This is a genomic window from Snodgrassella sp. W8158 (assembly GCF_016100435.1).
Taxonomy (GTDB): domain Bacteria; phylum Pseudomonadota; class Gammaproteobacteria; order Burkholderiales; family Neisseriaceae; genus Snodgrassella; species Snodgrassella alvi.
In genome coordinates this window covers 295,961-321,878 of record NZ_JACFSM010000001.1, presented here as the reverse complement: position 1 = coordinate 321,878, position 25,918 = coordinate 295,961, and the positions used below count along the sequence as shown (strand labels likewise).

Annotated in this window: 30 protein-coding genes; 17 read left to right on the top strand and 13 right to left on the bottom strand. The window is 41.1% G+C overall.

The genetic code is table 11. From position 1 onward, the window contains the following. The first annotated feature begins 8 nt into the window (after nucleotides 1-8). A complete protein-coding gene (gene pntB / locus H3V11_RS01330) occupies nucleotides 9-1,388 on the top strand; it encodes a Re/Si-specific NAD(P)(+) transhydrogenase subunit beta (RefSeq protein WP_198223440.1) in 1,380 nt (459 codons plus the stop codon). A 212-nt stretch (nucleotides 1,389-1,600) separates the two neighbouring features. On the opposite strand, the gene mog is transcribed toward pntB, so the two are convergent. Further along, nucleotides 1,601-2,176 carry a molybdopterin adenylyltransferase gene (mog, locus tag H3V11_RS01325; RefSeq protein ID WP_025331175.1) on the bottom strand — a complete coding sequence of 192 codons (576 nt, stop codon included), beginning with the start codon at nucleotides 2,174-2,176 and terminating at the stop codon, nucleotides 1,601-1,603. A gap of 71 nt (nucleotides 2,177-2,247) precedes the next feature. On the opposite strand from mog, the gene moaC reads away from it, so the two are divergent. Together moaC and H3V11_RS01315 are read left to right on the top strand one after the other, a co-directional pair. After that, the gene (gene moaC / locus H3V11_RS01320) at nucleotides 2,248-2,733 is read left to right on the top strand and encodes a cyclic pyranopterin monophosphate synthase MoaC (protein ID WP_198223439.1); all 486 of its coding nucleotides are present in this window, start codon (nucleotides 2,248-2,250) and stop codon (nucleotides 2,731-2,733) included. Between the two features lie 1,275 nt (nucleotides 2,734-4,008). Then, nucleotides 4,009-4,770: a S24 family peptidase gene (locus H3V11_RS01315; RefSeq protein WP_198223438.1), complete on the top strand. Its 762-nt coding sequence runs from the start codon at nucleotides 4,009-4,011 to the stop codon at nucleotides 4,768-4,770. A 223-nt stretch (nucleotides 4,771-4,993) separates the two neighbouring features. Here H3V11_RS01315 and H3V11_RS01310 read toward each other — a convergent pair whose 3' ends face one another. Further along, complete coding sequence (locus H3V11_RS01310; protein WP_037391531.1) at nucleotides 4,994-5,266, bottom strand: DksA/TraR family C4-type zinc finger protein; 273 nt, start codon at nucleotides 5,264-5,266, stop codon at nucleotides 4,994-4,996. Between the two features lie 449 nt (nucleotides 5,267-5,715). Here H3V11_RS01310 and H3V11_RS01305 point away from each other — a divergent pair, with 449 nt between their 5' ends. Beyond that, nucleotides 5,716-6,045 carry a four-helix bundle copper-binding protein gene (locus H3V11_RS01305; RefSeq protein ID WP_025331171.1) on the top strand — a complete coding sequence of 110 codons (330 nt, stop codon included), beginning with the start codon at nucleotides 5,716-5,718 and terminating at the stop codon, nucleotides 6,043-6,045. Nucleotides 6,046-6,231: 186 nt separating this feature from the next. Here H3V11_RS01305 and dapB read toward each other — a convergent pair whose 3' ends face one another. Then, a complete protein-coding gene (dapB, locus tag H3V11_RS01300) occupies nucleotides 6,232-7,044 on the bottom strand; it encodes a 4-hydroxy-tetrahydrodipicolinate reductase (protein ID WP_025331170.1) in 813 nt (270 codons plus the stop codon). A gap of 3 nt (nucleotides 7,045-7,047) precedes the next feature. Next, complete coding sequence (locus H3V11_RS01295; protein WP_025331169.1) at nucleotides 7,048-7,407, bottom strand: outer membrane protein assembly factor BamE; 360 nt, start codon at nucleotides 7,405-7,407, stop codon at nucleotides 7,048-7,050. A gap of 129 nt (nucleotides 7,408-7,536) precedes the next feature. On the opposite strand from H3V11_RS01295, the gene fur reads away from it, so the two are divergent. Genes fur through dapD form a run of 3 tightly spaced genes read left to right on the top strand, consistent with a single transcriptional unit; the run spans nucleotide 7,537 to nucleotide 9,616 of the window. Next, nucleotides 7,537-7,971, top strand: coding sequence for a ferric iron uptake transcriptional regulator (fur, locus tag H3V11_RS01290; RefSeq protein WP_025331168.1), 435 nt, complete (start codon nucleotides 7,537-7,539; stop codon nucleotides 7,969-7,971). A 29-nt stretch (nucleotides 7,972-8,000) separates the two neighbouring features. Beyond that, the gene (gene aat / locus H3V11_RS01285; RefSeq protein WP_198223437.1) at nucleotides 8,001-8,774 is read left to right on the top strand and encodes a leucyl/phenylalanyl-tRNA--protein transferase; all 774 of its coding nucleotides are present in this window, start codon (nucleotides 8,001-8,003) and stop codon (nucleotides 8,772-8,774) included. A gap of 23 nt (nucleotides 8,775-8,797) precedes the next feature. Further along, nucleotides 8,798-9,616, top strand: coding sequence for a 2,3,4,5-tetrahydropyridine-2,6-dicarboxylate N-succinyltransferase (gene dapD, locus H3V11_RS01280; protein ID WP_084547880.1), 819 nt, complete (start codon nucleotides 8,798-8,800; stop codon nucleotides 9,614-9,616). Between the two features lie 73 nt (nucleotides 9,617-9,689). Here the strand turns inward: dapD and H3V11_RS01275 are convergent, their stop codons facing one another. From H3V11_RS01275 to H3V11_RS01265, 3 genes are all read right to left on the bottom strand, one after another. Next, complete coding sequence (locus H3V11_RS01275; protein WP_084553029.1) at nucleotides 9,690-9,977, bottom strand: hypothetical protein; 288 nt, start codon at nucleotides 9,975-9,977, stop codon at nucleotides 9,690-9,692. Beyond that, on the bottom strand, nucleotides 9,974-10,390 hold the full coding sequence (locus H3V11_RS01270) for a phage holin family protein (protein WP_025331164.1): 417 nt from the start codon (nucleotides 10,388-10,390) through the stop codon (nucleotides 9,974-9,976). Before H3V11_RS01270 ends, H3V11_RS01275 begins: the two co-directional genes overlap by 4 nt. 86 nt (nucleotides 10,391-10,476) lie before the next feature. Further along, nucleotides 10,477-10,791, bottom strand: coding sequence for a YqjD family protein (locus tag H3V11_RS01265; RefSeq protein ID WP_025331163.1), 315 nt, complete (start codon nucleotides 10,789-10,791; stop codon nucleotides 10,477-10,479). Nucleotides 10,792-11,013: 222 nt separating this feature from the next. Here H3V11_RS01265 and H3V11_RS01260 point away from each other — a divergent pair, with 222 nt between their 5' ends. The 5 genes from H3V11_RS01260 (at nucleotide 11,014) to H3V11_RS01240 (ending at nucleotide 14,742) form a co-directional block, all read left to right on the top strand. Continuing rightward, nucleotides 11,014-11,877 carry a phosphoribosylaminoimidazolesuccinocarboxamide synthase gene (locus tag H3V11_RS01260; protein ID WP_198223676.1) on the top strand — a complete coding sequence of 288 codons (864 nt, stop codon included), beginning with the start codon at nucleotides 11,014-11,016 and terminating at the stop codon, nucleotides 11,875-11,877. Nucleotides 11,878-12,454: 577 nt separating this feature from the next. Next, on the top strand, nucleotides 12,455-13,252 hold the full coding sequence (locus H3V11_RS01255) for a polyamine aminopropyltransferase (RefSeq protein WP_198223436.1): 798 nt from the start codon (nucleotides 12,455-12,457) through the stop codon (nucleotides 13,250-13,252). Nucleotides 13,253-13,316: 64 nt separating this feature from the next. Further along, complete coding sequence (locus H3V11_RS01250) at nucleotides 13,317-13,652, top strand: ferredoxin (RefSeq protein WP_110414424.1); 336 nt, start codon at nucleotides 13,317-13,319, stop codon at nucleotides 13,650-13,652. A 5-nt stretch (nucleotides 13,653-13,657) separates the two neighbouring features. Beyond that, nucleotides 13,658-14,293, top strand: coding sequence for an alpha/beta hydrolase (locus tag H3V11_RS01245; protein WP_198223435.1), 636 nt, complete (start codon nucleotides 13,658-13,660; stop codon nucleotides 14,291-14,293). 266 nt (nucleotides 14,294-14,559) lie between these two features. Next, nucleotides 14,560-14,742, top strand: coding sequence for a hypothetical protein (locus H3V11_RS01240; RefSeq protein ID WP_025331158.1), 183 nt, complete (start codon nucleotides 14,560-14,562; stop codon nucleotides 14,740-14,742). Nucleotides 14,743-14,883: 141 nt separating this feature from the next. Here H3V11_RS01240 and purM read toward each other — a convergent pair whose 3' ends face one another. The 5 genes from purM to rpsP form a co-directional block, all read right to left on the bottom strand. Beyond that, nucleotides 14,884-15,918 (bottom strand): phosphoribosylformylglycinamidine cyclo-ligase, encoded by a 1,035-nt coding sequence (gene purM, locus H3V11_RS01235; protein WP_198223434.1) that lies wholly within the window; start codon nucleotides 15,916-15,918, stop codon nucleotides 14,884-14,886. A 383-nt stretch (nucleotides 15,919-16,301) separates the two neighbouring features. Then, nucleotides 16,302-16,667, bottom strand: a complete 366-nt coding sequence (gene rplS, locus H3V11_RS01230) for a 50S ribosomal protein L19 (RefSeq protein ID WP_025331156.1) — start codon at nucleotides 16,665-16,667, stop codon at nucleotides 16,302-16,304. Nucleotides 16,668-16,680: 13 nt separating this feature from the next. Next, nucleotides 16,681-17,427: a tRNA (guanosine(37)-N1)-methyltransferase TrmD gene (trmD, locus tag H3V11_RS01225; protein ID WP_025331155.1), complete on the bottom strand. Its 747-nt coding sequence runs from the start codon at nucleotides 17,425-17,427 to the stop codon at nucleotides 16,681-16,683. After that, complete coding sequence (gene rimM / locus H3V11_RS01220) at nucleotides 17,427-17,939, bottom strand: ribosome maturation factor RimM (protein WP_078475139.1); 513 nt, start codon at nucleotides 17,937-17,939, stop codon at nucleotides 17,427-17,429. Before rimM ends, trmD begins: the two co-directional genes overlap by 1 nt. 16 nt (nucleotides 17,940-17,955) lie before the next feature. Continuing rightward, on the bottom strand, nucleotides 17,956-18,204 hold the full coding sequence (gene rpsP, locus H3V11_RS01215; protein ID WP_025331153.1) for a 30S ribosomal protein S16: 249 nt from the start codon (nucleotides 18,202-18,204) through the stop codon (nucleotides 17,956-17,958). Nucleotides 18,205-18,609: 405 nt separating this feature from the next. Here rpsP and H3V11_RS01210 point away from each other — a divergent pair, with 405 nt between their 5' ends. From H3V11_RS01210 to groL, 5 genes are all read left to right on the top strand, one after another. Continuing rightward, a complete protein-coding gene (locus H3V11_RS01210) occupies nucleotides 18,610-19,569 on the top strand; it encodes an acetyl-CoA carboxylase carboxyltransferase subunit alpha (RefSeq protein WP_025331152.1) in 960 nt (319 codons plus the stop codon). Then, entirely contained in the window at nucleotides 19,547-20,860 is a 1,314-nt protein-coding gene (tilS, locus tag H3V11_RS01205; RefSeq protein ID WP_198186286.1) for a tRNA lysidine(34) synthetase TilS, read from the top strand. The genes H3V11_RS01210 and tilS overlap by 23 nt, the downstream gene beginning before the upstream one ends. 80 nt (nucleotides 20,861-20,940) lie before the next feature. Further along, the gene (locus H3V11_RS01200) at nucleotides 20,941-21,537 is read left to right on the top strand and encodes a sigma-70 family RNA polymerase sigma factor (protein ID WP_025331150.1); all 597 of its coding nucleotides are present in this window, start codon (nucleotides 20,941-20,943) and stop codon (nucleotides 21,535-21,537) included. A 497-nt stretch (nucleotides 21,538-22,034) separates the two neighbouring features. Further along, nucleotides 22,035-22,322 carry a co-chaperone GroES gene (gene groES, locus H3V11_RS01195; protein WP_025331149.1) on the top strand — a complete coding sequence of 96 codons (288 nt, stop codon included), beginning with the start codon at nucleotides 22,035-22,037 and terminating at the stop codon, nucleotides 22,320-22,322. Nucleotides 22,323-22,383: 61 nt separating this feature from the next. Continuing rightward, nucleotides 22,384-24,021, top strand: a complete 1,638-nt coding sequence (gene groL, locus H3V11_RS01190) for a chaperonin GroEL (protein ID WP_198223433.1) — start codon at nucleotides 22,384-22,386, stop codon at nucleotides 24,019-24,021. A gap of 623 nt (nucleotides 24,022-24,644) precedes the next feature. On the opposite strand, the gene H3V11_RS01185 is transcribed toward groL, so the two are convergent. Next, nucleotides 24,645-25,913 carry an MFS transporter gene (locus H3V11_RS01185; protein ID WP_198223432.1) on the bottom strand — a complete coding sequence of 423 codons (1,269 nt, stop codon included), beginning with the start codon at nucleotides 25,911-25,913 and terminating at the stop codon, nucleotides 24,645-24,647. Between the last annotated feature and the right edge of the window lie 5 nt (nucleotides 25,914-25,918).

Sequence of the window (25,918 nt, the reverse complement as noted above, 5' to 3'; positions counted from 1 at the left end):
GAAACGGTATGTCTCAAGGTATCGTAACTGCTGCATACATCGTTGCTGCAGTATTGTTTATTCTGAGTCTGGCCGGACTCTCACAGCAGGAAAGTGCCAGACGTGGCTGTTATATGGGCATGGCAGGTATGGCTATTGCGCTGATTGCTACGGTTTTCAGTGAAAATGCGCACGGTCTGGGCTGGGTGATTATTGCCATGGTTATTGGTGGTGCAGTGGGTCTGCAACAGGCTAAGAAAGTGGAAATGACCCAGATGCCGGAGCTGATTGCTATGCTGCACAGCTTTGTCGGATTAGCTGCTGTACTGGTGGGTTTCAACAGCTACATCGACCCTCATGATGTAGACTCAGATATGTTCACCATCCATCTGGTTGAAGTATTTCTGGGAGTATTTATTGGTGCAGTAACCTTTAGTGGTTCATTAGTAGCATGGGGAAAACTGAATGGTAAGATTGCCAGCAGCCCCCTGCAACTGCCACACCGGCACCTGCTCAATCTGGGCGCACTGGTATTGTCATTTTTACTGATGCTGTGGTTCGTAGGTGTTGGCGGTTCCGGTTTTGCTCTGATTGTCATGACTCTGATTGCACTGGTATTCGGTTATCATCTGGTCGCTTCGATTGGCGGAGCTGATATGCCGGTAGTCATTTCCATGCTGAATTCTTATTCAGGCTGGGCTGCCGCCGCTGCCGGTTTTATGCTTGATAACGATTTACTGATTGTTACCGGTGCATTAGTCGGTTCGTCCGGTGCGATTTTGTCATATATCATGTGTCAGGCAATGAATCGCAAATTTCTGTCTGTAATTGGCGGTGGTTTCGGTTCAGCGCCGGTAGCTGCAAACAGTGACAATGTACCAGCCGGCGAAGTTCAGGAAATTAAACCGGAGCAGGTAGCAGATACACTGAAAAATGCACATAGCGTCATTATTACGCCTGGATACGGTATGGCGGTGGCTCATGCACAAAATGCAGTGGCCAGTATTACCGCCAAACTGCGCCAGCAAGGTATTAATGTCCGCTTTGGGATTCATCCGGTAGCCGGACGCCTGCCCGGACATATGAATGTATTACTGGCTGAAGCAAAAGTACCTTATGATATTGTACTGGAAATGGACGAAATCAATGATGATCTCAGCGATACTGATGTAGTACTGGTGATTGGTGCCAATGATACGGTCAATCCGGCAGCAGTAACCGATCCGAATAGTCCTATTGCCGGTATGCCGGTATTGCATGTCTGGGAAGCCAAAAACGTGATTGTATTTAAACGTTCAATGCAATCCGGTTATGCAGGCGTAGATAATCCACTGTTTTATGAAGAAAATGTCAGAATGTGTTTTGGTGATGCCAAAGCTACCCTGGATGAAGTGGATAAAAATATTTAACAGTGAAAAAACAGTCTGGTCATTTACCAGACTGTTTTTTATAAAGCTCAATAAATAAAAATTTTAAGAAATTCAAAATAAATCTGGATATTATCCTATCTGCTAAAGATTACAGAATGTTATTTATTGAATAAAGAATCACACCTTTCCATTTTCCACCAATCAAATCCATTGCCAAATTAATTGGTCTGTGAATATCAGGCATTATCCAATCAGCGCTTGGGTAATACTACCGGACAAAAATCGGAATCTGTACGGATAAGCGGCCCGCCAACGGCATCTACTGCAATAGGTATTGAAGCAAAAATACCCGGTATCAGGGTTTTCCCCTGTTCATCTTTTACGCCCCCCAGCGTTTCTGCAATTGCAGATGGTTTACCGGGTAAATTCAGAATAAGACTATTGCCACGCAGTACCCCTACCTGACGCGATAAAATAGCTGTAGGAGTGAAATGCAGACTAATTTGCCGCATTAATTCACCAAAGCCCGGAATTACCCGGTCGGCTACTGCCAGCGTTGCTTCCGGAGTTACATCGCGTAAATAGGGTCCGGTGCCGCCGGTAGTCAGAATCAGAGGGCAGGCATCTTCGTCGGCAAGCTGAGTCAGAATACTTTCAATCAGTGGCTGTTCATCCGGAATCAGGTGCTCAACAAATTCCAGAGGATTCAATACCGCACGCTGTAACCATTTTTTCAGTTCAGGCAAACCCTGATCCGTGTAGACGCCAGTAGAAGCCCGGTCACTGATAGAAACCAGACCAATTTTTAATAAAGACAGTGTATCCATTTTCAGAGCTCATCCAGCATTACAAAGACAATTATTGTAATATAGACCCTTTAGCCTGTCAGTGAAGCAAGATGAATTCAGACGAGTTAACTCATTTTAATAACCGTGGCGAAGCTCATATGGTAGATGTGGGAGCCAAACCGCACAGTAAGCGCATTGCCATTGCAACCGGTATTATCAGTGTCAATGAAACTGCATTTAATAAAATACGCAATGGTGACAGTAAAAAAGGGGATGTACTCGGTATTGCACGGATTGCCGCAATACAGGCATCTAAACAAACCAGTAATTTAATACCTTTATGTCATCCGATAGCACTTACCCGGGTTAATGTTGATTTCAGTCTTGATGATGAAAAACGCAGTATTACTATTTGTGTACAAACAGAAAATACGGGGCAGACCGGAGTTGAAATGGAAGCATTAACTGCTGCCAGTGTCGGACTGCTTACTATTTATGATATGCTCAAGGCAGTAGATCGCAGTATGATTATCAGCAATATCTGTCTGCAACACAAAGAGGGCGGTGAGTCCGGTACCTGGCATCGCCAGTCCTGATACTGCTAAAATAAATATAAACGAATAGTCACTGAAAAATAAAATAGTTGCCTGAGCAATTTAGTCTTAGAAATATTCTGTCAGTGACTTTAAATAAGCAAAGTTACTAATAATAAAATAGCTATGGTAATAAACTGTACTCAAACCGTCTATAACATTGAAGATAAATTGTCTTAGATCCTATTCTGCTACAGATGGATTGCATCAGTATTATCATTAAATCCAGCAAAGCCAATCTGTAAGTCACCTAAATTAATTCTCTGCTATTTGAAAGCTTCGCCTGTCTTCTCGTATCTAATTTAATTATTATTAAATACAAAGCGTGTTGATTAAACAGAACGCTGAATAAAAAATTTCCGCTTATCTGAATCTTCAAATTTATACTGATAATGAGTTAATCGTTTGATTTCACTATTATTTATCTATGCATTTGTAGGTTGTAACTTGATTTATAGTTACACATTAAAAAATTAATATAAAAAATGAAGTGTTAACTTTATATATACTTTTTAGTTATAATAAAAAAATTTAATAGTATAATTAAAATCAATGAAAAATAAATGAATTTGCTGTTTTTGTTTACAAATTAATTTTCCAAAAAAATTTTGAAAGTTTTATTTGTATATTAAAGAAAATTTTAGTGTTGGAAATATATAACTAGAAATATAAATATAAATTTACTAATTGAAATTTATTTAAAAATTAATCAAAAATTAAGATTTAAAGGGTTTTTATGGAGGTTTATTTTAAGAGTATTTATTTTGAAATAATAGTAAAATACTATATGTTTAACAAAAAATTCACATATAATGACTTGAAAAATATTGCTTTAGGTTAAACAATTGTTTCAGAAAATGTGATATTTTATTTTATTTGATCAATTTTTTTATACAAAAAAAGTACAAAGACACGAAGTCACCCATTTTCTGGCATTTCCTTGCTCATGACAAAATGGTATTATTCATTCAGTGCCAAGCAAGCAAAGTGAATGTTTAGCCAATGTACGTTATTTAATATTAAATGCAATACTGTAAGTTAATAGTATAGCATAAACGTTAAAAATTTAACGTTAAATTTAATTATATTAAAGTAATTAGTTAATGCTCCTAATATATTTACATACTAAATTATATAGTAAAAGTTATATTTTGCAAGTTTTAATTTAAAGAATGTACCAAAATGTTGCTTTTTTATAATTTTAAAATTGTAAATTATTGTTTGCAAATATATTTTAAATTTGACCTTACATATTTTTTATTTGAAGGTAATTCCCATATGGAAAATTTTAACGTCGGCTTTGCCTCTAGAATGCAGGAAGTAGTAGATATTCTGAAAAGTGTTTCTGAATTAGCAAGAAGAGTAGGGGTTGCTTATCCGACTGCATCTAAATGGGTAAAACATGGTGCGGAACCAGGTGCCGAAAATTTAATTAAAATAGCTGATGCTGCACAGGTAAGTCTATTATGGTTAGCAAAAGGTCAAGGACCTAAATTTGAAAAGGACAGAGAAAATAATCATAAAGATTGCTATGCAACGCTGTCCAATCCTTTATCTGTGAATACCGGTGCTCACCTCAGTGAAAGCAGTTGTGATTATGCCGGCCGCTCAAATGAAATATATGCCGGAGATTATGCATTTATTCCAGAGTATTCTTTGCAGAATTCATATGAAGTCAATGCCAGTGAGAGTAATGCTTTATGCACATTTGCATTTAATCGTATCTGGCTGAAAAATAACTTGAATGTAGATCCGCAAAAACTGAGTACCTTTATTATCAAAGATGACAGTATGTCCGGAATACTTAATCACGGAGATCATGTACTGATTAATCATGATAAAAAAGAAGGTGGTGATGGTCTGTATGTATTGCGTATAGGAAATAATATACAGGTTAAGCGTACACAGCTGAAACCGAATAATCAATTACTGGTTACTTCTGCTAATAAAGAATACGAAGCATTTACTATTGATCTGAATAATCCTGAGGAAAATTTTGAAATCATTGGTAAAGTAGAATGGTACTGCAGAAAAATCTGATTGGTACTGATAATTCCGGCATTGAAATGCGGTGCTATTGTCTGACTCAATTTATATGGCGGTATTAATACAGAAACAGATCATCACCGGTAAAAAACTCTGTAAGAGGATTAAAACAGACAAACTGCTTTATTTTTACTTTTAATATCCATTGCTATTTATTTTGTTCAATCAAATATACAAAATTGGCAAATGTATTTTCATTGTGTTATTTATACTGAATTTAGCGTAACTGACTGTCTTTGCTGCCACGCCGGTTATATAAACTGAATGTTTTCTGCATTTCCTTATCCCGTTCGGCCTGACAGTGAACACAAAAACGAACGCCCTGAATAGCCTGACGACGCCCGATAGGAATTGCTTCGCCACATTCTTCACAAAATTCTGCGCTTTCATCTGCGATATCTATTTGCTGGCGAACATGATTGATGGCATCTGCTATTGTGCTTTCAATCTGCTGATTTACCGCATCATCTGATGCCCAGCCGCTGGCCATAATAAACTCCTTCAAAATAATAGATTATTAATATGGAGTTATATTGTATTATTTCAATATATTACTGATTAATTTAGATATTTATTGATAATGTAAAGAGGGGGCGAATCTGGATTACTGGATTTTTATGATCAAACATAAAGTTAATCATTGAAACGGTTTTAATATTTTACTTTGAAAGTAATCAATCTGCTTTATGAATGGCTAATCAGAAAATAAAAATTTATATTCTGAAATTATTTTTCTATTATATTTTGCTTACTTACGTGAATAAACAATTTTCACCTGTTATTTGGCATATGAAATACAGATTCGGATAAAACTTAAATTAATCTATCTAAATCATAATTTTATTTACCTGTAAATGGATTGCAATATGCGCTATGGTTTTATAGACTGATTTTGATTTCTCTTGTTAAATCAAAATATTGCTGAATAGGATATCAACCATGGATGCCCAGAAATTTAAAGAATGTATAGAAGCCTGTAACCGCTGTATTGCTTTATGCCAATATTGTTCTACTGCCTGTCTGCAGGAAGATGATGTCAAAATGATGGCTAAGTGTATTCATCTGGATATGCAATGTGCGGCTATGTGCACACTTGCTGTTAATTTTATGTGCATGAACAGTGCTTTTATCGTACAGGTGTGTCAGCTGTGTGCTGAAGTTTGCCGTGCCTGTGCTCAGGAATGTGGTCGTTTTAAAATGGATCACTGTCAGCGCTGCGCTGAAGCTTGTAATGCCTGCGCGGATAAATGTATGGCTATGGCTGCATAAATAATGAAGTATGTATTGCAAAATTTTTTAAGCCATTGTTTCTGTCAATGGCTTTTTTTATGGTTGTTATGTTATGTTATTGAAAATATAATTAATTCTATACCGTTTTTAGTTTTAAAATGTCTAAAATAAACAGGGTTAGCCAGATAAATAGCTAACCCTGTTTACTGTGTTTGTCAGATAACTTTATTTCAGACCAAGTACATCCTGCATATCAAACAGACCATGTGGGTGCTGACGCAGCCACACTGCCGCCCGGACAGCACCATTAGCGAAAGTAGCACGGCTGGAGGCTTTATGGCTGATTTCTACGCGTTCACCATCAGTAGCAAACAATGCCGTATGTTCGCCGACAATGTCACCGGCGCGGATAGTTGAAAAGCCGATTGTCTGCGGGTCACGCGCTCCGGTATGTCCTTCGCGCCCGTAAACGGCACAGGTTTTTAAATCACGACCTAGTGCATCGGCAATTACTTCTCCCATGCGCAGAGCAGTACCAGAAGGAGCATCAACTTTATGGCGATGATGAGCTTCGATAATTTCAATATCGTAGCCTTCATTTAATACTCGGGCAGCGGTATTAAGCAGAGCAAAGGTCAGGTTGACACCTACACTGAAATTAGGGGCAAATACAATGCCAATTTTTTCAGCGGCTGAGGCAATGCGTTGTTTGCCTGTTTCATCGAAACCGGTCGTGCCGATAACATCATTGACACCAAGCCGTTCACAGATAGCCAGATTATTCAGTGTGGATTCCGGCTTGCTGAAATCTATCAATACATCGGTATTGTCCAGTACTTTTTCCGGGTCGTGACAAATACTAACACCCAGCTCAAGACCGATAGCAAACCCGGCATCAAGACCGATAGCAGGGGAAGCATCGTGTTCCAGGGCACCGCTCAGAACACAGTCCTGGCGCTGACTGATGCTTTGAATAAGAGCTCTGCCCATACGCCCGTTGGCACCGGCTACAGCAATTCTTAAACGTGATGTAGACATGTTTTACTCCGTTACAGGTACAGGCTGAGCAGTTAAAGCATCACCTTCGGCATGTATCAGTTTTCCGTTGGCATCAAAGTAAAGAGTCAGCTTCTTCTCTTCCTGAATTTCATTGGCACGGGTTATAACAAACAGATAATCCCAGCGGTTGGCATGAAACGGATCACGGAGTAAAGGAGTGCCAAGCAGCATTTGTACTTGTTCACGGCTCATACCGGGCTGTAAAGAGTTCACAACATTCTGGTCCAGCTCGTTACCCTGAATAATTTTCAGTTTGTACGACGGAATTTGTGTCAGTTTTGCTGTGGAGCATGCGCTCAGGCCTAGAACGGCCACTGCCAGCAGGCAGTATATTTTTTTCATACTGATACCTCTGATCCGGGACGAAACAGTTAGCAATGGCGATGGCGACATTGTATGACACCCAGTGGGCAATTGCCTTAAAAGTGCGTATTATAGCGAGTATTATTACTTAGTGGTGAAATAAGCATCATGAATAGCAATGTAGCTCAATTAAAAGATAACGGTTTAAAGGTTACTGGCCCCAGACTGAAGATTCTGGAGCTATTTGAAGCCCAGCCTGAACTGCATATGAGTGCAGAAGATGTATACCGGCGCCTGCTTGATGAAGGCGTGGAAATCGGTGTGGCCACCATTTATCGTGTGCTTACTCAGTTTGAACAGGCCAATATTCTGTTACGCCATCATTTTGAAACCGGTAAAGCCGTATATGAATTAAATCGCGGCGGTCATCATGATCATCTTGTATGCATTAAATGCGGTAAGGTAACTGAATTTTGCAGTGAAGAAATTGAAAAGCTGCAAAAAAAGATTGCTGATGATAATGGCTACCGTATTGTAGACCATGCTTTATATATGTATGGTGTATGCACTGAGTGCCAGCAGTTTGACAATAAATATCTCTGAAACTGAAATAAAGGGCAGGATATTCAAGTATGAATCAGCCTGAATACCGCTTACGTGTTCCGGTTCTGAGCAGGAATAATCTGGATTTTCCAGATATTGAAACTGCACAGCAACAACGTGACGGATTGGTGGCTGTTGGCGGCGATTTATCTCCTGCCCGAATACTGGCTGCATACCGGCAGGGTGTTTTCCCTTGGTATTCACCTTATGAGCCTATTATGTGGTGGTCTTTTGCGCAGCGGATGGTACTATTTCCGGCAGAGCTGAAAGTCAGTCGTTCTCTGGCGAAAAATCTGCGCAATAAGCCTTATGCCGTGACCATGAACTATGCTTTCCGGCAGGTGATTGCCAACTGCGCCCAAACGCCGCGCCCCGGGCAGAACGGTACATGGCTGAGCGCAGAAATGCAGCAGGCTTACTATTCGTTACATCAGCAGCAGTATGCTCGTTCATTTGAATGCTGGTATCGGGATAAAGATGGCAATACGATTCTGGCTGGAGGCTTATACGGCGTGCTGATCGGGCAGATATTCTATGGTGAATCCATGTTTGCTCATGCTTCGGATGCTTCCAAAATAGCTTTTGTGCATGCCGTGCATTATTTGCAGCAACAGGGCGTAACGCTGATAGATTGTCAGGTTTACACTGACTACTTAGCCAGCTTTGGTGCCCGTAAAATTCCTTATGCTGAATTTGCAGCTTGTCTGCATGAGTTTAATCCACGTTCACTGGCACAGCCAGACTCTTTCAAATCACAGATACTGGCAGATAATGGTGTTATACCCTTGATAATCCGGAACTGAATTATTGATTATAGGAATATTGTATGTCTTTACAACAAGTAATTGAAACTGCTTTTGAAAACCGCGCGGAAATTACTCCGGCTTCTGTAACTGCCGAAGTAAAGGAAGCTGTAGCTGAAACTTTACAGCAACTGGACAGCGGACATCTGCGTGTGGCTGAAAAACAGGGTAATCAGTGGCTGGTAAATGAATGGGCCAAAAAAGCAGTATTGCTGTCTTTCCGGATTAGTGACAATGTACTGGCAGATGATGCAGTCAATCGCTATTTTGATAAAGTACCTACTAAATTTGCCAACTGGACTGGCGCAGATTTTCAGCAGGCAGGCTTCCGTGCAGTTCCGGGTGCAGTAGTACGTGCCGGCAGTCATATTGGTAAAAATGTAGTACTGATGCCTTCATTTGTTAATATTGGTGCATTTGTTGATGAAGGTACGATGGTTGATACTTGGGCAACGGTAGGTTCCTGTGCTCAGATTGGTAAACATGTTCACCTGAGTGGCGGGGTAGGCATAGGTGGTGTACTGGAACCTTTACAGGCAGCACCAACAATTATTGAAGATAACTGTTTTATCGGCGCCCGTTCTGAAATTGTTGAAGGGGTAATTGTCGAAGAGGGCAGTGTAATTTCGATGGGTGTATTTATTGGTCAGTCTACTAAAATTTATGACCGTGAAAGCGGTGAAATCAGTTATGGCCGGGTACCAGCCGGTTCTGTTGTGGTTTCAGGCAGTCTTCCGGCAAAAGATGGCAGCCATAGTCTGTATTGTGCAGTAATTGTCAAAAAAGTAGATGCCAAAACCCGTGCTAAAACCAGTGTTAATGATTTGCTGCGTGGAATCTAAGTTCATTCAGGTTTTATAAATAAAAGCCTCTTACTTGCTGATAAGAGGCTTTATCTTTATTATCTGTTGTATTTTAACGTATATTGCGGCTAATTTTATTGGCTATCAGAGTAGCCGCGGTTATTACTGCACCCACCAGCAGCTTGTTGCGCCAGCGTTTGGGTTTGTTTGCCAGCTTAAGTGCCAAACCTCCTGCCGGAATTTTATCCACAATATTCAGCGAGCGCTGCCATAAACGTGATTTATGGGTATTATCGCCATTCCTGAGCTGCTCTGCGAGTAATTTTAATCTCGTACCTTGTGCCTGTATGTCCAGCAATTCGCGTTGTTGTGCGATATTCAACTTATCGGATTTACTCATGGTCGTCTGTGTTCTCCATTGGCTTCATGCTTGCCGGTGTGTCTGAGATAGCTTAGATCTTCACTCATTGCATCCAGTGTTTTTGTCATAAACTGGCTTTGCTTGCGTAACAATTTAATAATCAATATAGTCAGAAGCAGAATCAAAAGTAAAAACAGAATGGCAAGACCAAAAAATACCCATACTTTAGCCTGAGGGGAAAGTACAGTATTCAGACCGAATAATAAACTAATAAATCCCAGAAAAAACATTACTCCGGCAAGTACAACAAGTACCATCAGTACAATAATACTTTGCAGCTGGGCAATCGCATCCAGGCGCAGCATACGTAAGCGAATCCACAATAACTCAGTGCCATAAGTCAGCCAGATTTTCAGCTGGCGCAGGTCACGACCAAGATTGCCTATACTCATGGTATATTATCCGTTAAAAAGTAAATTATATTCAGGCAACCGATCGTCAGACCAGATTGCCTGAATGAACTTATGCCGTAAGTTGTTTAGTGTCTGCAACGTCCCAGCAACACACCGGCAAGAAAGCCGACTGCGGCAGCAACACCCATAGCATAGTATGGTTGTTCATGTACCAGCTCATCAGTGCGTTCAGCTGTAGCACGGGCTTTTTCTGCCAGTGTACTTTCGATATCGCACAGTTTGGATTTGGTATTGCTTAGTTTTTTACGAAACTGATCTTTCAATGCTTTAGCCTGATCAGACCCGTTGTCGCCGGCGTTTTCATATAAATCTTCAACTTCATCCAGTACAGAACGTACTTCTTTCATTAAATCTTTTTTTTGTGAATCAAAATCAGCCATGGCAATTCTCCTTCCAATTGGCGTGGAATTTATCTACGATTTAACATCAGCAACCGGCTTAACCCTTGCAGTACGGCAAACAGACTGTCTGTTGTATTGCAATATCGGTTAAAATAATCATTGGCTGCTAACATTTGTTGCACAATGATTACCTTAGCACAAGGTTATTGATTTGCACAGGTATATTATATTGGCGATTAACCGCTTGAATAGAGGTAGATGATGACTGAGCTGGCGCTGGAAAAAATATATTCGGGTAAAGTACGCGATTTGTATGCAATTGACGAGAAACGCATGCTGATGGTAGCTACAGACCGCTTATCGGCTTTTGATGTAATTTTACCTGAACCTATAACAGGAAAAGGCGAAATTCTTACCCAGATATCCAATTTCTGGTTTAAAAAACTGCAACATATTATGCCTAACCATTTTACTGGTGAAACAGTTTATGATGTGCTGCCACGCCAGCAGGCTGAGAAAATTGCCAAACGGGCAGTTGTGGTAAAAAAATTAAGCCCGTTGAAAATAGAAGCTATTGTTCGCGGTTATCTTTCTGGCAGTGGCTGGCGTGATTACCAGCAAACCGGAGCTGTTTGCGGAATTAAATTGCCAGCGGGATTACGGGAAGCTGAACAATTACCTGAGGTGATTTTTACTCCTTCGAGTAAAGCCGCTGTAGGCGACCATGATGAAAATATCAGTTTGTCACAATGTGCTTCTCTGCTGGGAGAAGAACTGACAGAGCAGGTAAGTGCTAAGGCGATTAAGCTATATTCAGAAGCCGCGGATTATGCTCGCAGTAAAGGCATCATTATTGCCGATACCAAATTTGAATTCGGTTTGGATGAGAATGGTGTTTTGACGCTTATGGATGAAGTGCTTACCCCGGATTCCAGCCGTTTTTGGTCTGTAGACAGCTATCAGGTTGGTAGCAATCCGCCTTCATTCGATAAACAGTTTATCCGTGACTGGCTGGTAGAGTCCGGTTGGAATAAACAACCACCGGCACCACATATACCGACAGACATAATTGCCAAAACACTGGCTAAATATGAAGAAGCCCTGCATCTGATTGCCGGAGCATAAAATATTATGAATGGCAGGCAAGCGGTCCTGCCAGTATCATCCTATGTATATCAGCTCATACTTTTTCCGACAGGAATATTGAGTAGTGGGGATGGTTTGCCTGCTTTTATTGCTGATTTAGAGCACTATTATCTGATTGTGCTTTGCTTGTGATTTTGCTGATAACAGCACTAATCAGTCTATTGACCTTATTCTGTATCTGTACTTGTTAAATCTTACAACACAGATAGTTATTAAATTACCCCTTGGATATTTTACAAATCTCATGATAGATAGTTTGTGATTCAGCAATACAAATGGAAACACCGGATTTATAGGTTGCAGTACCAGAAAATTGATTCAATAAACCATTTGCTATCTAAAGTGACATAATACTTTATAAAACAAAAAAATCTGTTATAACTATATAATACACCACCAACTGGCCTCACTATATTTGCTGTTTATTCCAGTCTTATCAGTGAGGCTAATATTATTTTAAACGGTTTATTGCTAATCTGATATTGAATATTATCAGACTGCATATTAGCCATCCGGCCAATTGCTACTTTATTGTTATCTGATGACGGAAATTACTATGCCACAACACCCCTATCGTCGTTTACGTCCTGCGCACTATGAGTTACCCGAAGTAGGCATATCCGAATCAGGCAATATACGTTCACTCCATCTGGGTACGTCTACTATACAAAGTTCTATGAATGTCGATGATCCGGCAGAACTGGTGCTATCGTATAGCCGGGCTATGATGGCATGGTTATTGTTTGCCGACAGCATGCCCCGGCATATTACCCAAATAGGTTTGGGCGGTGGTTCATTTGCACGCTGGATAGAAGCTTACCTGCCTGATACCTGTCAGACTGCTGTCGATATCAACCCTCAGGTTATCAGTATTGCCCGCAGTATGTTTGAGCTGCCATTTGAGGGCGAAAAATTTGAAATTATTGAAGACGACGGTGCCGAATACATCAAGATATTACGGGGAAATACAGATATCATTCTGGTTGATGGCTTTGATGGTGAGCAGATTATTGACAGTCTGGTTGCTGAACCTTTTTTTGAGGATTGCCGTCAGGCACTGAGTGAGCATGGTATCTTTGTTACTAACTGGTGGCAGGGTGACAAGCGGTTTCAGACTTTTGTACGCCGGTTGCGTAGTGTATTTGACAACAGAGTACTAATGGTGCCGGCTGAAACTCATGGCAATATTGCCGTACTGGCCTTTCAGCAGCTGCCTTCAGTACGTGACTGGGATAAACTGAAAAAACGGGCTGCACAGCGTGCAATTGAATTTAATCTGGATTTGCCCGCTATGCTGGCTTCAATTAAAGCTCAGCAATCACACAGCAATCGTGTGCTGACATTTAATGATTAAATATTTCATACTGGCAAAATGGATATTGCCGGTGTGAACAGAAACAAAGAATAAAGGAAAACCCGTGAGTTATTATGCTAAACATCTTTTTGTCTGCACCAATCGCCGAGATAATCCGTGTCGCCAGAGCTGTGGAGACGATGATGTTGGTGCAGATGCAGTTGATTATCTCAAAGGTCATGCTAAGGCCATGGGGCTGATGGGAGTAGGTAAGCTGCGTATCAGTAGTGCCGGCTGTCTTGGCCGGTGTGATGAAGGGCCGGTTATGGTGCTTTATCCGCAGGGGCGCTGGTATACCTATGTAGACGAAAGTGACCTGCAGGAAATATTGGATGAAGAACTGGCAAACGATCGTGTTGTTACCCGATTGTTAGTGGATAAACCTGAAAGTAATGAGTAAATCTGATGCTGAAGCAACAACCGAACATCTGGATTAACGGGCCGGCAGGGCGGCTTGAAACTATTTATTTACCCGCGCAGGGTACTGCTTGTGGTGTGGCTGTAATTAATCATCCTAATCCTTTACAAGGCGGGCTGAATACCAATAAAGTGGTACAGACAGCAGCAAAAGCACTTACAGGAATGGGTTTTCACTGTTATCTGCCTAATTTGCGTGGCGTTGGTAATAGCGAAGGAGAGCATGATTATGGTCGCGGTGAAGTGGCGGACTGCCTTGCCGTGGTTGACTTTGCCCGTGCTCAGCATCCGGAAGTTAGTAAACTGGTATTATCCGGTTTTTCTTTTGGTGGCTATGTAGCCTTGTTCAGCGCGCTTACAGCAAGGCCGGATGCCTTATTGCTGATGGGTCCGGCTATAGGTATGTATACTATCGATGCACCCAGTGCCTATAATCCTGCTACTACATTACTGATTCATGGTGAAAAAGATGAAGTGGTACCGTTGCAGAACAGTCTGAACTGGGCTGAAGGGCAGGACTTGCCCATATTGGTTGTACCCGGTTCCGGCCATTTTTTTCATGGCAAACTGATTTTACTGCGTCAATGGATTGAAAGGCTACTTCCTGCATTATTGACGAAATAAACGATGATATGCCTTTTGCCGGCAATCAACTGATGTTGGCAAAAGGCTATATTTAATTATTACAGTTTTTAAAAAATATAAGCTATTATTATTTCAACTAACTGATTCTATTATTTTCTTAATAATCAATCTTCATAAATAGATTTTAATATTTAATATATACATGTTTGATTAAAATCAAATATTAATATATGCATAAATTGCATTTAATTTTAATATTTAATTATAATAAATTTACTTATTAAAGATAAATAACAGGAGAAGCAATGAAAAATTGGGTTTTAGCTTTTAGTGCTGCTATTTTTATGTTTAGTGTATTTAACCCAGCTAATGCCAGAGGTCGTGAACCATGTTCTGGTAAAAAAGGGGGTATTTCCCATTGTGCCGGTACGAAATTTGTATGTAATGATGGCAGTTACAGCGCTTCTAAGAAAATTTGCAGGCGTTAATATATCATTTGTAATATATATTATGACATAGTAAATAGGCAGCCAGACGTGGCTGCCTGTATTTATAAGTTTATAGTATTACTAAGAAAATATTCTTAACCTGAAAATTTATAAATTTAAGTCGGTTATCAAAATTATCCTTTAATTTATCTGGGTTTGATGTTCGTCACCCTGACGAGTACGAATACGACCTATCTGATAAACGGTTTCGCCTTGTTGCTGTAAAAATTTCTGTATAACATCTGCATCTTCTGCACTCACCACCAAAACCATACCAATACCGCAATTAAAAGTGCGGTACATTTCCTGAGTTTCTACATTTCCAGCTTGTTGCAGCCATTGAAAAAGTTTGGGTAATGACCATGATTGAGAATTAATGGCGGCCACTGTGTTTTCAGGAAGAATGCGGGGTACATTTTCACTGATACCGCCACCGGTAATATGAGCCATACCTTTGATGGTAAATTGTTTTAGTGCCGCCAGAATAGGTTTTACATAAAGCCGGGTCGGTGCAATGATTGCCTGGCGCAATGTTTTACCCTGATTAAATTCAGCGTCAAGCTCCGGCTGGGTGCGTTCGATAATTTTACGAACCAGTGAATAGCCATTGGAGTGAATACCGTTTGAAGCCAGACCTAATACAATATCACCTGCAACAATGCTGCGTCCGTTAATTACCTGTTCTTTTTCTACAACGCCAACTGCAAATCCGGCCAGATCATATTCGCCATCGGGATACATGCCCGGCATTTCTGCAGTTTCACCACCAATCAGTGCACATCCGGACTGTTCGCACCCGGCTGCAATGCCTTTAATAACAGCGGCGGCACGTTCAACATCTAGTTTGCCGCAGGCAAAATAATCCAGAAAGAATAATGGTTCTGCCCCTTGCACCAGAATATCATTGACACTCATGGCTACCAGATCAATGCCTACAGTGTCGTGCTGATCCCATTCAAAGGCCAGTTTCAGTTTGGTACCTACACCATCGGTACCAGAAACCAGTACCGGATGGCGATATTTCTGGCTGATTTCAACCAGAGCACCAAATCCGCCCAGATCACCCAATACTTCAGGCCGCATGGTACGCTTAGCAAATGGTTTAATTCTTTCAACCAAAGAATCGCCAGCATTAATATCAACACCGGCATCACGATAACTCAGGGACTGGCTCATTTGGTGTGTTTCCTTTGGGTAAGACAAAGCAAGTTAAATTAGGATGGAGTAAACCAAAAACCGGATAATTTTAACATTTTTCACCTTTTGCCGGTGTGTAAATTATTAGAGTTTGTGAACAAGAGGATAGGCGTGGCTGGCATTCACAGATTTCGATTATTTCTGTCAGAGAAATTAATTTTTAAAAATTCAATTATCTATTCAATATTTTTTATATAACACTATTTCAATAAGTATTTATTGATTATTTCATGCTATTTACAAGCTCTGATATTTTCTGTTTTACCAGTTTGACCGAAAACATAAAGAAAAAGGCCGAATCTGATGATTCGGCCTGAGTATTAGCTCTGCCGCAGGCAGCTAATAGTAATTGTAAATACTGCTTAGGCTTTACGAGCCGGCAGTTTTTCACGGATGCGGGCAGCTTTACCGGTTAAGCCACGCAGGTAGTACAGTTTGGCACGACGTACATCACCACGACGTTTAACTTCGATTTTTTCAACGGCTGGAGAATATAACTGGAATGTACGTTCTACACCTTCACCGCTGGAAATTTTACGAACGATGAAGTTACTGTTCAGACCACGGTTACGACGGGCGATTACAATGCCTTCATAGGCCTGTAAACGGGTACGGCTACCTTCAGTAACACGTACAGAAACAACCACGGTATCACCTGGTGCAAAAGCCGGAATTTCTTTATTCAGGCGAGCGATTTCTTCTTGCTCTAATTGTTGAATTAAGTTCATATTAAGCTTCCTATTATAATGGGATATCCCGTTCCTCTTGTCTGATCGTCTGCAAGAGTCTGGATTCCTCTGGGGTTAATTCACGATCGGCCAGTAAATCCGGACGACGTGTCAGTGTGCGCCTGAGCGCCTGAGTTAATCGCCACTGTGCGATTAAAGCATGATTACCACTACGTAAAACGTCGGGAACTGTCTGCTGACGAAATTCTACCGGACGGGTGTAGTGTGGGCAATCAAGTAAACCATTGGCAAATGAGTCTTCTACTGCTGAGCGTGTATCGCCAAGTGTGCCGGGTAACAAACGGATTACTGCATCCATTAACATCATTGCCGGCAATTCACCGCCGGAAACCACAAAGTCACCAATACTGATTTCGGTTACTTCGTTGCTGGTCAGGATGCGTTCATCAATACCTTCATAACGGCCGCACAGTACAATCAAAGCCTTTTCTCTAGCCAGATTTGCTGTCTGTGCATGATTCAGTGGCTTGCCCTGCGGACTCATATAAATCAGCCGTCCTTCGGGACAAGTCTGTCTGGCTGTATCAATGGCTGCCTGTAAGGGCGGAGCCATCATAATCATTCCCGGGCCACCACCAAACGGCCGGTCATCAATATAACCCAATGGGTTATCAGCGAACTGGCGCGGATTAATGGTAGCAAATTCCCATATACCTTTTTGTAATGCACGACCGGTTACGCCACTGCCGGTAAGGGCGGTAAACATTTCCGGAAACAGGGTAATGGCCTGAATGTGCATCAGTAATCACTGCCCCAGTCAACAACAATTTGCTGTTGAGGCAAGTTAACTTCATCAATGTACTGTGAGACAAAGGGAATCAGTTTACGGCCAAAAGCACCATCTACTACCAGTACGTCATGCGCACCGGTTTGCATTAATGAACTGACAGTTCCCAGATTTTCCTGTGTACGGTTATGTACCTGCATTCCGATCAGGTCTGTCCAGTAATACTCATTGTCATCGGTTTCGGCAAAGCTGGCGCGGTCTATTTCGATGGTAAAGCCGCGCAGTAATGCTGCGCTGTCACGATCGGTTATGCCGTCAAATCTTACCTGTAATTCATCGCCGCTGATTTTACTTTCGGCTATGCTTACAGTTTTAATCTGGCCATCTTTACTCAGCTGCCATTGCGGATAGTCGAGCAGACTATCGGTATATTCAGTATCAGAATGGACTTTCACCCAGCCTTTTACTCCGAACACACCTTTTATATAGCCCATTGCTACCCATTGTGGCTGTGTACTATTCATTTGCTTTACTGCTAAATCAGGCCGCAGCCTTTTGTTCTTTAACCAGCTTGGCAACAGCTTCGCTTAATTGCGCGCCCTGACCAATCCAGTGGTTCAGACGGTCTGCGCTCAGACGTACGCGTTCCTGTTTCTCATTGGCAACAGGATTGTAAAAACCAACGCGTTCGATAAAGCGGCCGTCACGACGGTTGTGAGAGTCTGCTACGACAATGTTATAGAAAGGACGGTGTTTAGAACCACCGCGAGCCAAACGGATAACTACCATAGTGTATTCCTTAGTGAAAAAATCGAAGTAATTTTATTCTGCCAAGATAACAGAAAATCGCTAATTTTAGTGGGTAATTCCTAGTCTTGGCAAGCTGTTAATGCATATTTGTTGCGTATATAGTGTTTCGAATCTGCTTGTTATCGGATGTTTATTTAATTAGCATTGCTGCTGAGGCATGTGGTTTAAGTTGTTGCTATATCTGTTTAAATTGATAGAAAACGCTAAAATGTGATTCGGATGCGCAAGTGGCTGTAGAGATGTTTTTTTATAATTATATTTTATAAATCATATTGTTATTATTATAATTTATAATTGTGCTATCAGGTTTTTATTAATAAGGGCTGCATAGCTTCATTTCTTCGCGTATCATAGCTGATACATGTTTTTGCGGATATTTTAACAATGAAACAGATTTTTTTGGATTTTGAACAACCTATAGCTGAACTGGTACAGAAAATTGATGAATTGCGCTTTGTACAGGATGAATCAGCTGTGGATATATCCGAAGAAATCGCGCGCCTGAAAAAGAAAAGCGACGATTTAACCAAAAATCTTTTTGCCAAACTGACGCCGGTGCAAATTTCGCAGGTATCCCGTCACGCACAGCGTCCGTATACCTTAGATTATATTGATGCTCTGTGTACAGATTTTGAAGAATTGCACGGGGATCGTGCGTTTGCTGACGATGCCGCCATTGTTGGCGGTTTGGCACGCTTTAATGGTGAAAGCGTAATGGTTATTGGTCATCAGAAAGGCCGTGATACCAAGGAAAAAATTCGCCGTAATTTTGGGATGCCTAAGCCCGAAGGATACCGTAAAGCTCTGCGTCTGATGAAGCTGGCAGAAAAATTTCAAATTCCTTTGCTAACCTTTATTGATACACCGGGAGCTTATCCGGGCATCGGAGCGGAAGAAAGAGGACAGTCTGAAGCCATCGGCCGTAATTTATACGAGCTGGCACGGCTGCGTGTACCGGTTATCTGTACAGTGATTGGTGAAGGCGGTTCCGGCGGGGCTCTGGCAATCGCTGTAGGTGATTACATCAATATGCTGCAGTTTTCGACTTATTCAGTGATTTCACCTGAAGGCTGTGCATCTATTCTATGGAAAACGGCTGAAAAAGCTCCGGAAGCTGCTCAGGCTCTGGGGATTACTGCCAAACGCCTGCATGATTTGAAATTAATTGATACTGTGATTGAGGAACCTCTGGGAGGAGCACATCGTAATTATCCGGAAATTATGCAACGGGTAAAATCGGTGCTAACCCGTCAGCTGCAAGATGCTAAAGGCAAACAGTTGTCGACATTGCTAAGCCGGCGTTTTGATCGTCTGATGAGCTATGGTCAGTTCAGCGGTAAGTAAATTATGTGAGAGTATTGCACAACAATGGTCAGCCTCTATGGCTGACCGTTGTATTTTGGCAGTAGGTCTCAGCGGCGGGTTGGATTCAGTGGTATTGTTACACGCGCTGACTCAGTTGCGTGATAGTCTGCCGATACAGATATCTGCAATTCATGTGCATCATGGTTTAAGCAGATATGCGGATGAGTGGGCTGCATTTTGTGAGCAATTATGCGCATTGTGGTCAGTTCCGCTGCAACTGGTCAGAGTAGATGTGCGTGCGGCCGGAGAGGGATTGGAAGCCGCTGCGCGTAAAGCACGTTATCAGGTTTATGCTGATAGTGAAGCTGATGCAGTAGTATTGGCGCATCACAGAAATGACCAAATTGAAACCTTTTTTTTGGGGGCTCTGCGCGGTGGCGGTTTACGTTCGCTTTCAGCTATGCCGGCGATACGTTCATTAACTGAAAATACTGTTATCTGGCGTCCGCTATTGCATTTTTCCCGGCAACAGCTCAAGGCATATGCAGATGCCGCAGGACTTGGGCATATTGAAGATGACAGTAATAGTAATTGTGCCTATTTACGCAACTGGCTGCGTCTGGACGGTTTGCCATACTGGCGCACACATCTGCCACACCTGGATACCCAGATAGAAGCGGCAGTAGAACGTTTACAGGATGAACTGTCCTTATTAAATGAAATAGCTGAAGCTGACTGGACTATGCTGCATGCACAGCAAAGGGGGTTTCAGATACCTTTATGGCGTAATTTAAGTGAATCACGCCGTCGGCAGCAATTGCGTTTATTTACGCAAAAGCATTGTTTGGGAATGTCTACGTCTGCGGCTCTAACAGAATTTGCACGACAGTTGATGGAAGGCAAAACCGGTGCACAATGGGCTTTACCGCATGCACGTGTGGTCTATTATGATTCCAGATTATGGATTGATAAGTATGATGTAAGCGGGCAGTGGCACTGGTATGGATTGTTACCGGTATCCAGTCAGAAACTGGTTACTGCCCGTTATCTGCAATGGAACCGGCATCCTTTTGGTTTGGCGGAAACTGATGCTGCGTGGATAGTGCGTCAGGCAGATAATGAAGATACTATTGTTCTGAGAGGAGGAAGAAAAAAAGTTAGAAAATTATTACAAGAAAGGAAGATCCCTCCTTTTATGCGTGCTGTCTGGCCGGTTTTATGTGACTCAGACAATCAGTGTGTCGCTGTTATTAATGTTGCTGTTGATATTGACAGAGGTATAACTGACGGATGGATGCCAATTATGGAGGACTTGCCTCTAAGGCTGTAAAACTTTAAGGCAGATACTAGATTTATCGCAGATTCAGCTGCTGATTGATGCAACAACAATAATGACTAGAGGATAACAAAATGCATGATGATTCTACCCGGCAGGTGGAAGAGCAGGTGTTGGTGCGAAGGGCTCAGCAGGGTGATGCTCAGATTTTTAGTTTGCTGGTCAGAAAGTATCAGCGTCGTTTAAAACACTTTCTGCGTCGTTTTACTCATGATGAGCAAACGACGCTGGATGTGGTACAGGAAACATTTCTTAAAGCTTATAAAGCTATGCCGCAATTTCGTGCCGGAAGTCAGTTTTATACGTGGCTTTGCTGTATCGGTATGAATACGGCTAAGTCTATGGCTGCTGTTTACGGACGTGAACCGCAAATGATTACTGAGATTATGGATGAGGACGGAGATGAAACTGATGTACTGGAACATTTGTCAGATTATCAGACTCCGGAGGATTTGTTACTTAATCGTGAGCTGATTGATGCTGTTGATGAAGCAATTAATCAATTGCCAGCCAATCTGCGTCAGCCGATTATTTTATCAGAGATAAATGGTCTGACCTATGAAGAAATCGCTCAGGAATTAGGCTGTCCGGTAGGTACAGTGCGTTCACGTATTGCACGTGCCCGCGAAACGTTATCAGCTCAGATTGATACCAGATTTGAAAGAAAATAAGCCCCTCTGTAAATTGAAATTCTGATTTTCAGAATTTGGTAAAATAATTCTGGTAATTAAGTTAATCAGCATTATTTGGCATTTCACCGTTTATATTTTAATCTGGTATATATACTTAATATTATGCAAAAAACTGTTTATCTGTAATTAGCAGATAAACGATCTTTTTTCTTGATGTGTTACCTGTGTCCGGAATCTGTCCGGCGGGCTGAGGTAATATATTTGCTCTGTCTCAAATTAATTTATCGGGTCGAACTGGGATGCGGGAGATTTGCTTGTAATTGCAGCTATCTGTCTGTAATGACTAAGATAATTTGTCAAATTTGCTAAGTATTTGTAAGAGTGAGGAAAAAAATTATTTCACTTACTCTTGAATTGCAGCAAGCCAGCCTTACTTTAAGTAGCGAATAAATTTATATTTACGTCCCGCTGAAAATGCGGGTTTGTATTAACCAACTTTGCTGTGCCTCAGGCACTAAAGATGTGGAGAAGATAATATGACTATTCGTCCTTTGAATGACCGCGTTGTCGTAAAACGTCTGGAAGCTGAAGAAAAAACTGCTTCTGGTATTGTGTTACCTGGTTCTGCTGCTGAAAAACCTGATATGGGTGAAATAATTGCCGTAGGTAATGGCAAACTGCTGAAAAACGGTGACCGTCAGAAACTGGATGTTAAAGTTGGCGATAAAGTAATTTTCGGAAAATACAGTGGCCAGACTGTTAAAGTAGACGGTGAAGAGTTGCTGGTAATGCGCGAAGAAGATATTTTCGGTATCGTTGAATAAATTATTTATCCAGAAATTTAATTTTATTGCGTAATTAATTATTAAAGATTAGGAGTTGCAAATGGCAGCAAAAGACGTGAAATTCTCTGATGAAGCCCGTCAGAAAATGGTTGCTGGTGTCAATGTATTGGCTGAAGCAGTAAAAGTAACTTTAGGCCCTAAAGGTCGTAACGTGCTGCTGGATCGTGCCTTTGGCGGAACGCACATCACTAAAGACGGTGTGTCTGTTGCTAAAGAAGTAGAATTGAAAGACAAATTCGAAAATATGGGCGCACAGCTGGTTAAAGAAGTGGCTTCTAAAACCAATGACGTGGCTGGTGACGGTACCACTACTGCAACTGTTCTGGCTCAGGCTATAGTTACTGAAGGCATGAAATACGTTACTGCTGGTATGAATCCGATGGATTTGAAACGCGGTATCGATAAAGCTGTTGAAGCTGTTATTGCTGAACTGAAAAATATTTCTAAACCGGTTCCGGAAAAGTCTAAAGAAATTTCTCAGGTTGCTTCTATTTCTGCTAATGCAGATGAATCTATCGGTGAAATCATTGCCAAAGCCATGAATGAAGTGGGTAAAGAAGGCGTAATCACTGTTGAAGACGGCAAATCACTGGAAAATGAAGTAGAAGTTGTTAAAGGTATGCAGTTTGACCGTGGCTACCTGTCTCCTTACTTTGTTACTGATGTAGAAAAACAGATTGCCGGTCTGGACAGCCCGTATATTTTGCTGTTTGATAAAAAAATCTCTAACATCCGCGATTTGCTGCCTGTTCTGGAACAAGTGGCAAAAACCAGCCGTCCGTTGCTGATTATTGCTGAGGATGTTGAAGGTGAAGCTCTGGCTACTCTGGTAGTAAACAACATTCGCGGTATCCTGAAAACTGTTGCTGTTAAAGCTCCGGGCTTTGGTGACCGTCGTAAAGCCATGTTGCAGGATATTGCTATCCTGACCGGTGGTACTGTTATTGCTGAAGAAGTTGGTCTGTCTCTGGAAAAAGCCACTCTGGAAGATTTAGGTCAGGCTAAACGTGTAGAAGTTGGTAAAGAAAATACTACTGTGATTGACGGACTGGGTGACAAGGCTGCTGTTGAAGCACGTGTTGCTGAAATCCGCAAACATATTGAAGTGGCTACCAGCGACTACGATAAAGAAAAATTGCAGGAACGCGTGGCTAAATTGGCCGGCGGTGTGGCAGTAATTAAAGTTGGTGCTGCTACTGAAGTTGAAATGAAAGAGAAAAAAGATCGCGTGGATGACGCCCTGCATGCTACCCGTGCTGCGGTAGAAGAAGGTGTGGTAGCCGGTGGTGGTGTTGCCCTGCTGCGTGCCCGTGCTGTGATTAAAGACCTGAAAGGTGCTAATGCCGATCAGGAAGCCGGGGTGAAAATCGTACTGAAAGCAGTTGAAGCACCATTACGCCAGATTGTTGCCAATGCTGGTGATGAACCAAGCGTTGTAGTCAACAATGTGTTGAATGGTTCTGGTAACTATGGCTATAACGCTGGTACCGGTGAGTATGGTGATATGCTGGAAATGGGTGTACTGGATCCGGCTAAAGTTACCCGCACTGCTTTGCAGCATGCTGCTTCTATCGCTGGTCTGATGCTGACTACTGACTGCATGATTACTGAATTACCGGAAGATAAACCTGCTGCTCCTGATATGGGTGGCATGGGTGGCATGGGCGGCATGATGTAATAGTCGTGTCTGGCTAACTAGTCAACATATAGCTAATAGTGAGCATAACGGGTGTTATGCTCACTATTTTTATATTGAATGGTTTAACTATAATAATGGCCAGATGCTTCAGATTTTATAACCCATATATCAGACAAAGTAACCATTCTTTTGCTGTTAAATGTGTTGAGGATGATATTGTGTAAAAGTACAGTATTAACCAAATTTCTTTTGTTAGTAATTGCTTATTATTAATTTTTTCAATGTGTTAACTATGCTTTAGTTCAAAGCAGACTTATAAACTTTATACCTTTTATTGTAGCTATTAGTTTTTTATGTCTGTGGAAAATATCTTTATTTCTATTTGATTTTTCAATAAATCTTAGTCAATAAGAACGTTATATAGCTGAAATATTGTTAAATGAAAATTTAATCAATGTTTCAGCTCATATCATAAAATGACAAATTATCATGATGTGAAAAATGAAATTTCAAATCTAACAAACTGTTTAGCTATTTTCAAAATAATCTTCATAAATCAATTCAAAATTAGATAGATTAGATTTATCGGTAAAATCACCAACCAAAATTCAGTCTGTTTTATGCAGAGTAAAGCAGGGTGGTACATTCCTATGAATAAAAAATTATTTTTCAGATGATGGATTCTCAAATAAGAAATAGCTTATTGCGCAAATAACAGCCATGACTGCCCAAACGCCAACCCAGGAGAATTGATGTAATAGCCATGGAATTATGGCTGGAGTTGCAAACAGAATGAAAAATACTACTGTATTAGCCATGGCTAATACAGTTGCAACACTCTTTTGTCCGGCAACTGTAGCCAGTTCGGTATATCCGATTCCATGCCAGGAAGAAATTGATATACCAGATATAAGAATAATGAAACTAACAAAGTAGGCAAAATGATGTATATTGAGTTTATATGAAAAATAAGTAAATACGGTAAGGGCTGAGAATAAGATGAATGAAAGGGCTGTAACCGCTTTCAGAAAAAATTTTCTATTTCCCCTTTTATCTGTATAAAAGCCACTACCGATACGTGTTGGTATTGAACTAATTTGTATGAAAAATAGTAGAATACTGATATATCCAATACTTAATCCGGCAAAATCGTGCAAGAAAAGCATTGAAAATGTCATCAATGCAAACTGTGGTGCACATAAAATACCTACAGCTAATACAATGCGCCACACTTTCAATGATTTCATTGGCTGAGTTGATTTATTTTTGAGTGATTGTGTTATATCCGGTGTTTTGCGTTCACTCTCACTATCCGGATCAATAATCCATAGATAGCTGAATAATGCAGCCAGAATACAAATAAATGCCGATATAAATAGTGTGGTCGAGAATCCATAATGAATTGATATATAAGGGTAGAATAATGCTCCTAATGCATAACCAAGTGGTACAGCTGCCTGCCTTACACTCATTGCTAAGCCGCGTTGCTGTGGTTTAAACCATTGTATGATCGCTTTGCCACTGGAACCATTTACACTGCTCCCAAAAAGACCGACGACTAGTAAACCGGCACATAAAATGATACTTATTGAAGTGTGTGATGATATTTTTGCAAAATAAGCCAGGGTGAAAAGAGCTATGGCAGTTGTGGACAATCCTGTAATTAATATCGGTCGATCTCCGAAGCGATCGGTGGCAATTCCCCAGGGTAATTCACTTACAGCAATTCCAAAACCTACAATGCCCATTAAAAGCCCTAATACAGATGTTGGGATATGGTAATCATTACGTAGAATAATGGAGGCTGCAGGTACGCCGCCGATAACAAAGGTAAAGCATGTATTAGCGAATGCACCTGTAAATAAAACTTTCCATTTATGGTTATCAGAAAAAATATTTTTATCCGGCAATTTGTTTGAATTTAAAGACATTGATG

Coding starts and splice junctions, on each gene's coding strand:
- pntB (WP_198223440.1), top strand. CDS start 9: ATGTCTCAAGGTATCGTAACTGCTGCATACATCGTTGCTGCAGTATTG.
- mog (WP_025331175.1), bottom strand. CDS start 2,176: ATGGATACACTGTCTTTATTAAAAATTGGTCTGGTTTCTATCAGTGAC.
- moaC (WP_198223439.1), top strand. CDS start 2,248: ATGAATTCAGACGAGTTAACTCATTTTAATAACCGTGGCGAAGCTCAT.
- H3V11_RS01315 (WP_198223438.1), top strand. CDS start 4,009: ATGGAAAATTTTAACGTCGGCTTTGCCTCTAGAATGCAGGAAGTAGTA.
- H3V11_RS01310 (WP_037391531.1), bottom strand. CDS start 5,266: ATGGCCAGCGGCTGGGCATCAGATGATGCGGTAAATCAGCAGATTGAA.
- H3V11_RS01305 (WP_025331171.1), top strand. CDS start 5,716: ATGGATGCCCAGAAATTTAAAGAATGTATAGAAGCCTGTAACCGCTGT.
- dapB (WP_025331170.1), bottom strand. CDS start 7,044: ATGTCTACATCACGTTTAAGAATTGCTGTAGCCGGTGCCAACGGGCGT.
- H3V11_RS01295 (WP_025331169.1), bottom strand. CDS start 7,407: ATGAAAAAAATATACTGCCTGCTGGCAGTGGCCGTTCTAGGCCTGAGC.
- fur (WP_025331168.1), top strand. CDS start 7,537: ATGAATAGCAATGTAGCTCAATTAAAAGATAACGGTTTAAAGGTTACT.
- aat (WP_198223437.1), top strand. CDS start 8,001: ATGAATCAGCCTGAATACCGCTTACGTGTTCCGGTTCTGAGCAGGAAT.
- dapD (WP_084547880.1), top strand. CDS start 8,798: ATGTCTTTACAACAAGTAATTGAAACTGCTTTTGAAAACCGCGCGGAA.
- H3V11_RS01275 (WP_084553029.1), bottom strand. CDS start 9,977: ATGAGTAAATCCGATAAGTTGAATATCGCACAACAACGCGAATTGCTG.
- H3V11_RS01270 (WP_025331164.1), bottom strand. CDS start 10,390: ATGAGTATAGGCAATCTTGGTCGTGACCTGCGCCAGCTGAAAATCTGG.
- H3V11_RS01265 (WP_025331163.1), bottom strand. CDS start 10,791: ATGGCTGATTTTGATTCACAAAAAAAAGATTTAATGAAAGAAGTACGT.
- H3V11_RS01260 (WP_198223676.1), top strand. CDS start 11,014: ATGACTGAGCTGGCGCTGGAAAAAATATATTCGGGTAAAGTACGCGAT.
- H3V11_RS01255 (WP_198223436.1), top strand. CDS start 12,455: ATGCCACAACACCCCTATCGTCGTTTACGTCCTGCGCACTATGAGTTA.
- H3V11_RS01245 (WP_198223435.1), top strand. CDS start 13,658: ATGCTGAAGCAACAACCGAACATCTGGATTAACGGGCCGGCAGGGCGG.
- H3V11_RS01240 (WP_025331158.1), top strand. CDS start 14,560: ATGAAAAATTGGGTTTTAGCTTTTAGTGCTGCTATTTTTATGTTTAGT.
- purM (WP_198223434.1), bottom strand. CDS start 15,918: ATGAGCCAGTCCCTGAGTTATCGTGATGCCGGTGTTGATATTAATGCT.
- rplS (WP_025331156.1), bottom strand. CDS start 16,667: ATGAACTTAATTCAACAATTAGAGCAAGAAGAAATCGCTCGCCTGAAT.
- trmD (WP_025331155.1), bottom strand. CDS start 17,427: ATGCACATTCAGGCCATTACCCTGTTTCCGGAAATGTTTACCGCCCTT.
- rimM (WP_078475139.1), bottom strand. CDS start 17,939: ATGAATAGTACACAGCCACAATGGGTAGCAATGGGCTATATAAAAGGT.
- rpsP (WP_025331153.1), bottom strand. CDS start 18,204: ATGGTAGTTATCCGTTTGGCTCGCGGTGGTTCTAAACACCGTCCTTTC.
- H3V11_RS01210 (WP_025331152.1), top strand. CDS start 18,610: ATGAAACAGATTTTTTTGGATTTTGAACAACCTATAGCTGAACTGGTA.
- tilS (WP_198186286.1), top strand. CDS start 19,547: ATGGTCAGTTCAGCGGTAAGTAAATTATGTGAGAGTATTGCACAACAA.
- H3V11_RS01200 (WP_025331150.1), top strand. CDS start 20,941: ATGCATGATGATTCTACCCGGCAGGTGGAAGAGCAGGTGTTGGTGCGA.
- groES (WP_025331149.1), top strand. CDS start 22,035: ATGACTATTCGTCCTTTGAATGACCGCGTTGTCGTAAAACGTCTGGAA.
- groL (WP_198223433.1), top strand. CDS start 22,384: ATGGCAGCAAAAGACGTGAAATTCTCTGATGAAGCCCGTCAGAAAATG.
- H3V11_RS01185 (WP_198223432.1), bottom strand. CDS start 25,913: ATGTCTTTAAATTCAAACAAATTGCCGGATAAAAATATTTTTTCTGAT.